Annotated in this window: 11 protein-coding genes; 4 read left to right on the top strand and 7 right to left on the bottom strand. The window is 69.2% G+C overall.

Annotation, left to right across the window (positions count from 1 at the left end):
- Both VN779_RS10910 and VN779_RS10915 read right to left on the bottom strand, forming a co-directional pair.
- A partial coding sequence (locus tag VN779_RS10910; protein ID WP_325722353.1) for a response regulator transcription factor occupies positions 1 to 626 on the bottom strand: 626 nt, incomplete at its 3' end.
- Complete coding sequence (locus tag VN779_RS10915; protein WP_325722354.1) at positions 614 to 1,948, bottom strand: sensor histidine kinase; 1,335 nt, start codon at positions 1,946 to 1,948, stop codon at positions 614 to 616. The genes VN779_RS10910 and VN779_RS10915, both read right to left, overlap by 13 nt.
- A 317-nt stretch (positions 1,949 to 2,265) precedes the next feature.
- On the opposite strand from VN779_RS10915, the gene VN779_RS10920 reads away from it, so the two are divergent.
- Genes VN779_RS10920 through VN779_RS10935 form a run of 4 tightly spaced genes read left to right on the top strand, consistent with a single transcriptional unit; the run spans position 2,266 to position 5,787 of the window.
- Complete coding sequence (locus tag VN779_RS10920) at positions 2,266 to 3,018, top strand: DUF4239 domain-containing protein (RefSeq protein ID WP_325722355.1); 753 nt, start codon at positions 2,266 to 2,268, stop codon at positions 3,016 to 3,018.
- Positions 3,019 to 3,028: 10 nt separating this feature from the next.
- The gene (locus VN779_RS10925) at positions 3,029 to 4,156 is read left to right on the top strand and encodes a hypothetical protein (RefSeq protein ID WP_325722356.1); all 1,128 of its coding nucleotides are present in this window, start codon (positions 3,029 to 3,031) and stop codon (positions 4,154 to 4,156) included.
- Between the two features lie 40 nt (positions 4,157 to 4,196).
- Positions 4,197 to 5,030 (top strand): class I SAM-dependent methyltransferase, encoded by an 834-nt coding sequence (locus tag VN779_RS10930; RefSeq protein ID WP_325722357.1) that lies wholly within the window; start codon positions 4,197 to 4,199, stop codon positions 5,028 to 5,030.
- Between the two features lies 1 nt (position 5,031).
- Positions 5,032 to 5,787: a hypothetical protein gene (locus VN779_RS10935; protein ID WP_325722358.1), complete on the top strand. Its 756-nt coding sequence runs from the start codon at positions 5,032 to 5,034 to the stop codon at positions 5,785 to 5,787.
- Positions 5,788 to 5,828: 41 nt separating this feature from the next.
- Here the strand turns inward: VN779_RS10935 and VN779_RS10940 are convergent, their stop codons facing one another.
- The 5 genes from VN779_RS10940 to VN779_RS10960 form a co-directional block, all read right to left on the bottom strand.
- Entirely contained in the window at positions 5,829 to 6,917 is a 1,089-nt protein-coding gene (locus tag VN779_RS10940) for a polyprenyl synthetase family protein (RefSeq protein WP_325722359.1), read from the bottom strand.
- A 474-nt stretch (positions 6,918 to 7,391) separates the two neighbouring features.
- Positions 7,392 to 9,005, bottom strand: coding sequence for an ATP-dependent DNA ligase (locus tag VN779_RS10945; protein ID WP_325722360.1), 1,614 nt, complete (start codon positions 9,003 to 9,005; stop codon positions 7,392 to 7,394).
- Between the two features lie 81 nt (positions 9,006 to 9,086).
- Positions 9,087 to 9,563 carry a GNAT family N-acetyltransferase gene (locus tag VN779_RS10950; RefSeq protein ID WP_325722361.1) on the bottom strand — a complete coding sequence of 159 codons (477 nt, stop codon included), beginning with the start codon at positions 9,561 to 9,563 and terminating at the stop codon, positions 9,087 to 9,089.
- Complete coding sequence (locus tag VN779_RS10955; RefSeq protein ID WP_325722362.1) at positions 9,560 to 10,873, bottom strand: MFS transporter; 1,314 nt, start codon at positions 10,871 to 10,873, stop codon at positions 9,560 to 9,562. Before VN779_RS10955 ends, VN779_RS10950 begins: the two co-directional genes overlap by 4 nt.
- 105 nt (positions 10,874 to 10,978) lie before the next feature.
- Entirely contained in the window at positions 10,979 to 12,904 is a 1,926-nt protein-coding gene (locus VN779_RS10960; protein WP_325722363.1) for a cellulose binding domain-containing protein, read from the bottom strand.
- Between the last annotated feature and the right edge of the window lies 1 nt (position 12,905).

Consider the following 12,905-nt stretch of genomic DNA (forward strand, 5'->3'; position numbering starts at 1 on the left):
CGCAGGACCGCCAGGACCCTGCGATGGTCGCCCTCGTCGGGCGGCAGGTCGAGCTTCGTGAAGATGTTGTTGATGTGCTTGCCGACCGCGCTCTCCGTGATGACCAGGGTGTGCGCGATCCGGGCGTTCGAGCGGCCCTCCGCCATCAGCGCCAGCACGTCGCGCTCGCGCGGGGTGAGCCGGTCCAGCGGGTCGTTGCGCCGTCGCAGCAGCAGTTGCGAGACGACCTCGGGGTCGAGCGCGGTGCCGCCGGCCGCGACCCGCTCCAGTGCGTCGATGAACTCTGTCACGTCCGCGACCCGGTCCTTGAGCAGGTAGCCGACCGCGGCCGTGTTCGTCGCCAGCAGGTCCGCGGCGTAGCGCTCCTCAACATACTGAGACAGCAGCAGTACTGCGACCTCGGGCCAGGCGCGGCGGATCACCATGGCCGCGCGCACACCTTCATCCGAGTGCCCCGGAGGCATGCGTACGTCCACGACGGCCACGTCGGGCCGGTGCTCCTCCACTGCGGTGAGCAGCGCCTCCGCGTCACCGACCGCGGCGACCACGTCGATGCCGGAGCCTTCCAGCACCCTCGTCAATCCCGCGCGCAGCAGCACGGAATCCTCGGCGATCACAGCACGCACGGCAACTCCACGGTGATGACGGTCGGGCCGCCGACCGGGCTGGCCAGGGCGAAGGTCCCGTCCACCGAAGCCGCGCGGCGGGCCAGGCCGGCCAGGCCGGAGCCGCGCGCCGGGTCCGCACCGCCGACCCCGTCGTCCACGATCCGCATCCGCAGCCGGCCGCGGGTCTGCACCACCTCGACGTCGGCATGAGTCGCCTCCGCATGCTTGGCGATGTTGGTCAGCGCCTCGGAGACCACGAAGTACGCGACCGCCTCGACCGCGGGGGCGGCCCGTTCGGGCACTTCCACACTCAGCCGCACCGGGAACGGAGCGCGCGCCGCGATGCCGGAGAGGGCCGCGTCGAGCCCGCGGTCGTCGAGAACCGCGGGGTGCAGGCCGCGCACCAGGTCCCGCAGCTCGGCCATCGCCGCCTTCGCCTCTTCGTGCGCCGAGTCGATGACCGCGCCGGCCTCCGGCGGCAGACCGTCGAGCTTTGAGCGGGCCATGCCGAGATTGATGGCCAGCGAGACCAGCCGCTGCTGCACGCCGTCGTGCAGGTCGCGCTCGATCCGGCGGCGCTCGGCGTCCACGGCGTGCACCAACGCGGACCGGCTCTGCGTCAATCCGGCGACCCGCTGTTCGAGCTGCACCGCGCGGTCCGGCCCGAGCAGCGAGATGGCGGCCCGCTCGTCAAGCGCGGCGATGATGCCAGCCAGCCATGAGGACAGCCAAAGGGCGGCAACCCCGGCCGCGCACAGCAGCACATCGCGGGACGCGGCGTCGGGAGCGCGCAGCGGTGAGTGCAGCGGCAGCGCCGGGGCGATCGCCGGGAGCAGCAGCAGCACGAAACCGGCCCCGCCGAGCGTGATCATGCCGAGCCCGGCCGCCGCGAACGCCGGGGCCGCGACGAGGTGATAGCCGAGCTGCCGCCAAGCGTCGCCGGTGCGCAGGGTGACCAGGAAGCCGCGCCAGCTGGCCGACTGAGCGTCCAGGCCGCCATCGGTGCGCAGCTCGACGCCGAGCAGTGAGCCGAACCGGCTGCGCTGCATGATCGTGGCGAGCCGCAGCACCCGAGGCAGCAGCAGCAAGCCGATCACGGTCGCGAGCGAGAAGATCGAGTACCACAGTTTCCAGTCCACGAACACTGGCAGCACGAACACCGTGGCCCAGCAGCTGCCTGCGGCCACGAATGCGGCGTCACGCCAGACGAGCCGGGAGAACGGCCCGCGCAACATGGGCGCGTGCCGGGACGGCGCGGTGGCACTGCCGCTCGGCGCGCCGGCCGCCGCGGCGCCGCCGGAAGCCCCCGTGGCGCCGGATGCCCCCGTGGCGACAGTCATGATCGAACCCCAGTCATGATCGGAAACCTGTCATGACCGGAAGCCTATGCAAGCCGGCGGTGCCAAACCATGACGTGAGGCTCCGTAACCAAGGTGGGGCTAGCCATACCCTCGACTCAGTGTTGTGCGCTACTGACCCGGAGGTACAGCCCCGGCACAGTCCGCGCGGCTTCATCCTGGGTCGCTCTTATGACCGCGCACTCCCCCATCACCCGAACGAGCGACCCTGATTCAGTCATCGGCGGGGAATGCTGACCGTGCGGTCGCCGTGACGTGGCGTGACGCGCATTCGTCAGCAAAGGGGAGGGGCCGGGCCTATGGGGCTCTCGATTCTGATCGGCCTTGTCGTTGTCGCGGTGGCCGTGCTGGTGCTGCTGGACCGGCGGCGCAAGGATGCGAGGGTCGAGCGTGAGGACGCTCAGGCCGTCGAATACATCAACTTGTTCATCGGAACGCTGTACATGGTGCTGCTGGCGCTAGTCGTCGTGGTGATGTGGCAGAACGTCTCCGATGTCAGCAGCGACGTACGCACGGAGGCTTCCGGATTGCAGGCCCTCGCGCAGACGGCGCAGCGGCTACCGGCGGCCGAGGGGCAGCCGCTACTCAAAGCAGCACACGAATACGCCGCCACCGTGCTGAGCTCCGAGTGGCCGCCAAAGCCGGGCAGCGATAACGGCGCGGACGAGAGTGCCCCGGCGGCGCGCATCCTCGCCGCAGCCCGAGCGGCCGTCACGCATCCAGTGGCGTCCGGGGCGACGGCTGGAACCATCGAGGACCAGGCCATCGGCGAAATCAACACGGTGGCCGACGCGCGGGACGACCGTTTGGCGAAGTCCGGCGCCAGCATCCCCGACGTGCTGCTGATCGCGCTGGCGGTACTGAGCCTGATCACGATCGCCACTCCGCTCGCGCTCGGTCTGCGCGCCGACGCCCTGGCCTTCGCCGGGTTCGTCGTCACGACGGCGCTGGTATGTCTCGCTTTCTGGTTCGTCGTGGAGCTTCAGTCGCCCTTCCACGGGCTCATCCATGCCAGTCCGCAGCCTTTGCGAGACGCGCTGGCGGATGCGTAGCAGGCCGCTGATGAGACTTTCACTCCTGGGCGCGCTGCTGGCAGCCGGGATCGTCCTGTCGGCGAGCCCGTCAGCCGTGGCGGCATCCGGCTCGAATCCGCCGGCGGGCGTTAGCGTTGGTCTCGACCTCGGTTCGCTGCACCTTTCCACGTTCACCGACACACTTCCCGGCGAGGCGGCGACGGCGTTTCACGCACTGGCCGGCGATGTGGTTCGGCGCGTGTATGTCGTGCGCAACGACGGCCTGCTACCGCTGATCGACGTGGCGGTGCACGATCCGGATGTGTCCTCGTCCGCGATCCGTTGCACACCAGACGGCGATGACGATGATGACGCGGATCTGGGTCCGCTGAGCTGGATGAACTGCTCCGCGACTTTCCGAGCCTCGGCTGGCGAGCACGTCAGCAGCGTTACCGCGACTGCGGTCTCAGCCGTCTTCAGACGCACCCTCTCCGCAGCTGCCGCCGCGGGCTATACGGCCGTCGCTCCTGGCCTCTCCGCAACCCTCGATTTCGAAAATGGCGTGCCGCAGGGCGGAAACCTGCCTGCAGACACCACAGTGGGCGCGAGGGTCCGGATCCTGAATACCGGATCGACCGAGCTGACCGGGCTGCGCGTATCGCCGCCGCCATCGCTGTCCGGACTCAGCTGTCCCGACGGATCAACGATCAGCTCGCTCGATCCAGGCGAATCAGCCATCTGCTCCGGTTCGCTGACAACCGCGGCGGGCCGACACGATGACACGTTGGTCGTCGCCGGAACCTGGCGCTGGGATCGCGCGATCACCGCGCAGGGCCGGCAATCGACGCGCTTGTTCCCAATCCAAGCCACCGCAGCCGCTACTTACCACGGCATCGCGCGCCCGAGCCCGCGCCCGACTCCGACCCCGCCGCCACCGCGACAGCACTCCGTTGTCGCGGTGGTGCCACCGGCCGTGCCACCCTCGTCGTCTGCGCCGACCTCGGCATCGCCAACGCCGAGTGCGCCGCGCAGCCCGACGCCGACGCCGGTTCGGCCGCTGCTGCCGGCCGCGGTGCAGTTCGTCCCTTCTCGCGGGCTCTCGTTGCCGCTGAAGGTACTGGCCATCGTGATCATCCCGGGCGTGGCCGCGGGGCGCCGGATCGCGTCGCGCAAGTGACCTGGCGCGCACGGGGTATGTCTCCCTCCGAGGAGGCGCAATGCGTACACATTGGGACACAGACGCGCAGGCCAACGCGTTCACGCGCGGATTGTTCGACGGCCTGCCGGAGAAGTACGACCTGCTCGCCGAGGTGCTCTCGTTCGGCCAGAACCGGCGCTGGCGGCACGCGATGGTCGACGCCGCGCTGCGCCTGAGCCCCGACGCGCACCGAGTGCTCGACGTCGCGACCGGAACCGCCGGGGTCGCACTCGCCTGGACCCGGCGCACTCCGGCGGACGTGGTCGGCGTCGACCTGACCGAGGAGATGCTCCGCGTCGGCCAGGCTCGAGTCGCGAGCCACCATGCCGAGGGGCAGATCAGGCTGGTCGCCGGGCGTGCGGAGCAGTTGCCGTTCCCGGACGCGTCATTCGACGCGCTGACCTTCACCTATCTGCTGCGCTACGTGACCGATCCGGCGGCGACGCTGCGCGAGTTGGCTCGCGTCGTGCGTCCCGGCGGAGCCATCGCGAGCCTCGAATTCGCCGTGCCGAGCAAGCCGATCTGGCACACCGCGTGGCGGGGATACACGCGGGCGGTGCTCCCGGCCGCCGGTTTCGCCACCGGCGGTCGCGAATGGGCGCAGGTCGGCCGGTTCCTCGGGCCTTCCATTAGCGAGCACTACCGGCGTCATCCGGTTGAGGAGACCGTCGCGCAGTGGCGTGAAGCAGGCATCGAAGACGTCGGGGTGCGCACGATGAGCCTCGGCGGCGGAGTGGTCATGTGGGGCAGAAAGCGTCGCGATGCCGCGGACGCGCAGGACACGCTGGAGAGCGCCGGGGCAGCCTCGGCTGCGGATGCGCTCGCCGCGGCACCTGAGCCGAACGGCGCCTGACATGGCCGACGCGGATTCCCTCTCCCCTGCCTTCTACGCGCGGCGCGGCGGCGCGCGCTGGGACTGGTGGACGGTGCTGCATCCGCCGTACACGCTATGGCATCTCTCCTACGTCGTTCTCGGCGCCGCGCTCGCCCCTCGTCTCAATTGGCTGATCCTGGGTGCGTCAGTGCTCGCGTTCGCGCTCGCGGTAGGCATTGCGGCTCATGCGCTCGACGAGTGGAACGGCCGGCCGCTGCGTACCGGGATCAGTGACAGAGCCCTGTGGGTCGCGGCAATCGTCTCGCTGCTGGCCGCCGCCGCGCTCGGCATCCTGGTTCTGCCGCGCACCGGACTCGTGCTGATCCCGTTCGTGGTGGTGGGGATCGTGCTCGTGCTCGGATACAACCTCGAACTCTTCGGCGGCGCACTGCACACAGACCTCGGCTTCGCCCTCGCCTGGGGCGCGTTCCCGGCGGCGGTCGGCTACGTGGCGCAGGCGCCCGCGCTCAATTCGCCGCGCACTCTAGGGGCCGTGGTCGTCGTAGCCGCCGCGACGGCGCTGTCCGCGGCGCAGCGGCGTCTGAGCACGCCTGCACGCATGCTGCGCCGACAAGCGGCCGACGTCACCGGCGTCATCCAGCTCTCCGACGGCTCGATCGTTGCGCTCGATAAGGCGACGCTGCTGGATCCGCTCGACGGAGCTCTCAGGCTGCTGTCTTACGCGACGCCTGCCATCGCCATCGCCGTCCTGCTCTCCCGAGTCGCGCACTGGTAGCCCGGCTCGGCTCCGTTCCACGCGCCGGCGGTGCCTCGCTCTCAACCGTCCGTTACGGCCGCGACCAGGCCCACCAGCGACTCGCGCACGCCAGCGTCAACTGACACGCCCGAGCTGATCGCCTCGATTGCCTGCTTTCCCAGATCCTTGATGCGCTCCTCCACGGCCTGCCGCGCTCCCGCCTCCTCCATCAGCACCCGGATCTCGCCGACCGCCGCGAGTGAGCCGCTCCCCACCAACCGCCGCAACCGCTCTCGACCCGCTGAATCCGACCGCTGATACGCCTCCGCGAGCAACACCGTGCACTTTCCGTCCCGAAGGTCGTCGCCGGACGGCTTTCCGGTGTCGGCCGGATCGGCGAACGCTCCGAGCAAGTCATCGCGCATCTGAAACGCCAAGCCCAGTGCCTGCCCGTAAACCTCATACGCGGCCAGCAAGTCCTCGTCCGCGCCGGCCAGCGTTCCGCCGAACCGCAATGGGCCGGTCGTCGTGCACGCGGCGGTCTTGGCGCGCGCTACGGTCAGGGCGTCGTCGAGGTCGAACCAGCCGGCCGCCTGCGCGACCAAATCAAGGTACTGGCCACGGATGGTCTCGGCGCGCATCGCGTCGTACACGGGCCGGCCGCGCTCAACCGCGCCAAGCGACAGCCCGCTCTCCCGCAGCAGCCGATCGGCCCAGACCAGGCACAGGTCCCCGGCGGCAATCGCCGCGCCGACGCCGAACTGCTCCGCGTCTCCACGCCAACCGGCGCTAGCGTGCCGAGCGGCGAAGGTCCGGTGCACGGTCGCGCCGCCACGCCGAGTCTCGGATCGATCCATCACGTCGTCGTGTATCAGGGCGCAGGCATGCAGTAGTTCCAGTGAAGCGCCGCCGCGCACGATCCCGTCGTCGACGTCGTGGCCGGTCCCGGTCCAACCAAGCACGCAAAGAGACGCGCGCAACCGCTTGCCGCCGCGCGTGATCAGGTCGGCGATGGACGAGACGAACTCCTGATCCGCGTGCCGCCGGTGTCCGTCGCAATCGACCTCGCCGCCGCCAGCCTCGTCGACAGTGACCTCTTCGAGCCGCTCGCCGAGAAACTCCGCCAAGACCTCGTCCACCCGCGAACGCAGCGGCTCGAGTTCGCGCATGTCCGACCTCCCAGTTCGCCGGTTCGGGATACCCGAGAGCTACGGCCTCATCCCTAACCTGCCCACGCGCTCACTTCCTTTACACGATCCGGCACCTCACGCTGTTCAATTCCTTTCTTTGCGCGCCCGCACGTTGACCGGCTCTCTGTACGGCGCTACGGCGCGCTTTCAGTAAAGAGGATTTACCATTCAAGGGAGCCGCCGTGCTCTCGGGACGGGCTTAGCCCGCAGTCGTTGAGTCGGTGCGCAGATTCGCCCCCGGAAACGGGGCGGTCCCCGGCATCACGGGGGGGATGCGATGCCGGGGACCCTTCCGGCGGGAACGAATCCACACGCCGGGTGATAGATCAGACGGGGTGGGGTGTCTGATCATGAGCTAGTGTGTCAGCTCCGTCCGGCGTGGGGAAGAGCCGCATCGTTTAGCTCAGGCAAAATCGGTACCAGGACTTTCTCTGGTCCCCAGCGTATGGTGGTTCAGTCCGCTGAGTCCCGATCTTGGCCCGCGTCGGCCGCCGCGGCTGCGTCTGCGGTTGAACCGGACACGCGACCGGAGCTGCCCGGATCACGCGCGGGAAGCAGGGCTTGAACGGCGGTGATCGTGTCGGCGTCCGCGGCGTCCTTATCGGGCCGGTAACGCAGCACGCGGGCGAAGCGCAGCGCTACCCCGCCGGGGTAGCGCGGGCTGACTTGGACGCCGTCAAGCTCGATCTCGACGACCAGTTCCGGTCGCAGGTACACGGTCCAGTCGGTGCGGCGTTGCTCCAGCTTAGGGAATTGCTCGGTCTGCCAGGCCAGCAGCTCATCGGTGAGGCCCTTAAAGGTCTTGCCGACCATGATCGGCGGGCCACCGTCCGGATCACGAGCCCCGAGGTGCAGGTTGGAGAGCAGGCCGGTGCGGCGTCCGTGGCCCCACTCCGCGGCGAGAACGACCAGATCCAGGGTGTGCACCGGCTTGACCTTCTGCCAGGAGCGCCCGCGCCGGCCGGCCGCGTAGACAGCGTCCAGCGCCTTGACCATGACGCCTTCGTGTCCGGCTGTCAGCGCCGTCGCGAGCAGGTTCTGCGCCTCGTCCTGGCTCGGCCGGTACGCGCCGGGAATGACGTACGGCTCGGCGACGCGCCGCAAAGCGGCCTGCCGCTCGGTCAGCGGTGCGTCGAGCAGGTCCACGCCGTCGAGGTGCAGGCAGTCGAAGAAGTACGGCCGCAACAGCAGATCGCGCTCAGACGTGGCGCCGAAGCGGCTCATCGTCTCCTGGAACGGCCGCGGGCGACCGTCATCGGTCAGCGCCAAAGTCTCGCCGTCGAGCACCACGGTCTCGCAGGGCAGCGCGCGGACCAGTTCGACGAGCTCTGGCACGCTCGTGGTGATCTCTCGCAGCGTCCGGGTGTAGATGTTGACCTGCTGGCCGCTGCGGTGCACCTGAATCCGCGCGCCGTCCAGCTTGTACTCGACGCTCACGTCACCGAGTTCGGCGAGCGCCGCGGGGAGGGACTCGGCCGGTGAGGCGAGCATCGGGCGGATCGGCCGGCCTATTTGCAGGGTGAACGCGGCCAGCGCGTCCGGGCCGCGGTGCAGCGCGGCCTCGGCGGTGTCCGGCAGCGAACCGGAGAGCATGAAGGCCCTGCGAACCAGCTCGCCGGGCACCTGCGCGGCTTTCGCGACGGCGTCGAGCATGACGCCCTCCAGCGCGCCCTGCCGCAGCTCGCCGGTGAGCAGCCGCAGCAGGAAGTTCTGCTCCTCGGCGGTGGCGGCGCGCAGCAGCGAGCCGAGCAGATCGCCGCGGCGCCCGCGCGAGCCGGTACCCGAGGTCCCCGCGAGGCTTTCCAGGGTCTTATCCACCTCGCCGACGGTTAGCGTGGGCGCGTCGGCAGGTGGCGCGTCGAGCTGGACCAGAGTGCGCCATCCGGTGCCGAAGCGGCCCTGCAAAGGCACCCCGACCAGGAATGCCGCGACGACGCGTACAGCGACCGGGGCGTCAGCATCCGAGACGGCGGCGCGAAGTACGCCGGCGAGCGCGTCGACCTTGGCCAGGCGTGACCGGGTCGCCGCGACGGCGGCGGAGACCTGGACAACCTCGGCGAACAGCATGGTCCTATGGTGCCGCCCGGCACTGACAAATGGCTCGCGCCCCGGGAAATGCGCTGGTCAGTCGGCTGGCAGCGAGGTTGGCTACGACGAGGCGAGTCGGCCGAGAGAATCGCCGGTGAGCCGGAAGATGGTCCACTCGTCCATCGGTACCGCGCCGAGCGACTTGTAGAAGCCGATCGACGGCTCGTTCCAGTCGAGCACCGCCCACTCGACCCGGCCGCAGCCACGCTCGACAGCGATCTGCGCCAGCCGCGTGAGCAGTGCGCGGCCGTGTCCCTCGCCGCGGGCGTGCGGCTTGACGTACAAGTCCTCCAGGTAGATGCCGTGCCGGCCGAGCCAAGTGGAGAAGTTGAGGAACCACATCGCGAAGCCCACCGCTTCACCGGTGTCATCGTTCTCGGCGATGAGCGCGTACACGGCCGGGTGCTCACCGAACAGCGCAGTGCGAAGGTGCGCCTCCGTGGCGGTCACCTCGTGTGGCGCGCGCTCGTACTCGGCCAGCTCGCGGACCATAGAGAGGATGGCCGGTACGTCATCCGGCGTAGCGGTTCTGATCATCGTTCAAGGGTAACCGGCGCTTCCTGCGGGCGTAGCGCCGAGGCTGCGAGTGCGACGGCCAGGACCAGCACGACCGGGATCGCGAGCGCCGTGGGCAGGCCGACCACTTCCGCGGCTCCGCCAATGACGATCGGCCCGATGATGAATCCGATGAAACCGAGACTGGCGACCCGCGCGATCGCCTCGCCCGCACGTGCCGGATCACGCGTGCCGGCCGTGGAGAACACTTGCGGCACGATGCATGACAGCCCCGCGCCCAGGCATGCGAAGCCGATCACACCGGCGATCGGTGAGTTGACGAGCAATCCCGCGGCGAGCCCAGCGGAGGCGAGGACGCCGCAGCCGCGAACGAGCCGGACCGGCCCGAATCGCGCGGTGAGCCGGTCGCCGACGAGCCGGCCCGCCGTCATCGCGATGGAGAACGCGGCGTACGCGATGGCCGCGAATCCGGCGCTGGTGTGCAGGTTGTCGCGCAGATAGACCGCGCTCCAGTCCGCCGCCGCGCCCTCTCCGACCAAGCAGCAGAAGGCGAGTGCGCCGAGGAAGAGGACAGCACTGGACGGAGCGAGGAACGCGTGCAGACGGGCGAGGAGCGATGGCGGCGTGGGCGGTCGAAGGGAATCAGATTGCTGAGATGGCAGAGGCGCGGCGGCTGGCGGGGATGCGTTAGACGGCGTAACAGCCCGCTGCGATAGTGCCCAGCGAGATGACAGGCTCACGCCGAGCACGACGACGCCGGTGACAGTTGCGAAGCTCGCCGCTGGCCCGAGCCCGGCGCGCGCGTATAAGCCGCCGAGCGCTGCGCCGATGAAGCCGCCGATGCTGTACACGGCGTGAAAGGACGAGATGATCGGCCGCCCCCACGCGCGCTGCACCTCGACCGCATTCGCGTTCATCGCAACGTTGAGCGTGCCGTGCACGGCTCCGAAGCCGAACAGCGCCAGCACGAGCAACGGCAGGTTCGGCGCGAACGCCGGGCCGAGCAGTATCGCGCCGTCAACGAGCGCGGCGGGGAGCATCACGCGCCGGCTGCCGTACCGGTCCACCAGCCGACCGACCGCCTGCATGCCGACGATCGCTCCGGCGGCGAAGGCGAGCAGGGCCAGGCTGAGCTGGCCGTCGCTGACGCCCAGCCGCTGTTTGACGGCCGGGATCCGCGAGGTCCAGGAGCCGAGGATCACGCCGTAGAGGAGAAAGAGCAGCGCGACCGCGATCCGGGCACGTCGGAGCGGGTGCTCGTTCAGGGATCGCAAAGCCCTGAGCGATCTCATGCCGAACGCCACACGCGGCGTGGCGTCGGTCTTGGTCATCCGGTCACGGTAGCGCGTGGCGTTCGGCATGAGTATCGAAAAAGGAGGACGGTCAGGCAGTCAGCTGGTCAGACAGTCAACTGGCCGGGCAGGCGCGGGCGGTGGTTACGAGGTCGAGCAGGCGGCTCCATTGAGTGTGAAGGCGGTGGGCACCGCGTCGCTGCTCGTCCAGGTGCCTTGCCAGCCGACCGAGACGGTTCCTCCGGGACTGATCGTCGCGTCGTAGGCGACATTCGTCGCGGTGACCGCCTCTCCGCTTTGCGTCACTGTCGCGCTCCAGGCGTTGGTCACTTTCTGGTCGCCCGGGTAAGTGAACTTCAGTGTCCAGCCGTTGATCGTCGACGTGCCGGTGTTCTTGAGGGTCACGTTCGCGACGAAGCCGCCGGGCCACTCGCTGGCCTTGGCGTAGGACACGTTGCACGTCGCGCCGCCGGTGCTCGCGCTCGGCGAGGGCGAAGCGGACGGCGAAGACGACGGTGAGGATGAAGGCGAGGAGGACGGGGATGCGGACGGCGAGGAGGACGGGCTCGTGCTCGGACTCGCCGAGGGGCTGCCGGAGCTACCGCTGCCCGAGATCACGTACGTGACCAGTGAGCGCGCCGGAACGCTCGCGCTAAACGCACCGCCGGTGACCGGGATCGCCGTCTGCGCGGCCGCGTTGTTCGAGCCGTTGGTCAGCACCGGGGTAGCCGTTCCACTCGTGATCCCGGCGTTCTGCAGCGAGTACGAGACCGAGTCGGCGCTGTTCGCCGTGTTGAGTACGACCACTGCGACGGTGCCGTCAGTGTTCTTGTACGCGCTGAGTTGCAGGCCGGTGTCCGAGGTGGTCGTGCCGATCCGGGTGGCTCCGGGGTGGATGTAGCGGCTGTAGTTGGCGAAGGCCCAGAGCCGGCCGGTCGGGAGCACCGAGGAGCCGTTGATCTCCAGCAGGCCCTCGTTGTCACCGTTCTCGGACGGGGTCGTGCTGCCCCACCAGTACAGGAACGCACCCAGGTTCGCGCCGGTCAGGCCTTGGTAGATGTGCTGCGCCCAGGTGAAGCCGGAGGCGTCGCTGCCGTCGTCCCAGGCCGAGTTGAATCCGTCAAAGGTGGACCACTCGGTCTGCCAGGCCGGCTTGCTCCAACCGGATAGCGGCGAGGTGGGCGCGGCGGTGTAGCCGTGGCTGGTGAGCACCTTGGTGTAGGAGTTTGCGGTCGAGTCGGCCGCGATGGCCGAAGCGTACTGACTCGCGTAGTCCCAGCCCTCGGTGGCGCAGCACTCCAGCTGGGTGGACAGGCCCGAGTTCGCCAGCGCGGGGCCGAGATTGTCGAGCAGCTGCGCGGTCTGCGACGGGCTCAGCTGCATGCTGTCATAGCTCGTTGAAAGGTTGGCCTCGTTTTCGGGGCCGAGATAGGTCAGCGGGATGCCCGCGGCCGCGTAGTCCTTGGCGTACTGGACGAGGTAGTTCGAGTACGCCTGCACCCAGCTGCCGCTGCTGCACGTGGCGCCGGTCAGTCCGCAGATCGCTCCACCGTTGCTGGTGGAGTTGTTGGTCTTCATGAACGCGGGGGCGCTCCAGGCGTCAGCGAATACGTTGTTGACGCCGTAGAGGCTCTTGATCTGCTGGGCGAACCACAGCTGGCCCTGGTCCTGGTTGATCGAGGCGAGCGACTGGTACGCCGGTGCGGCAGTGGGGCTTCCCGGGGAGGTGGGCTCGATGGTGCTACCCGAATCGGCGCTGATCTCGTTGCGCAGCATGGTCAGTCCGGCGCCGGAGGTCGGGCTGTAGAGCAGGCTGAGCACCTGCTGCTGAACCGAGGCGGAGGCGCTCATGACCGTGGACGCTTCACCGAAGGCCTCGGAGGCGCCGAATCCGGTGATGTTCTGAAAGGTCGTCGATCCGTTGATCGTCACGGTTCCGGCGGCGTACGCCGGGTGCGACTGTGACACGACGATGGTCAAGCCGCTGGCGACGAGCAACACGGCGAGCGGGGCGCGTACCGCGTTCCAGCGGCGCGCCGTGATGTGGGCAACCTGTTGTGACGGGGACACG

It is taken from the genome of Actinocrinis sp. (genome assembly GCF_035605935.1).
Classification (GTDB): Bacteria; Actinomycetota; Actinomycetes; order Streptomycetales; family Catenulisporaceae; genus Actinocrinis.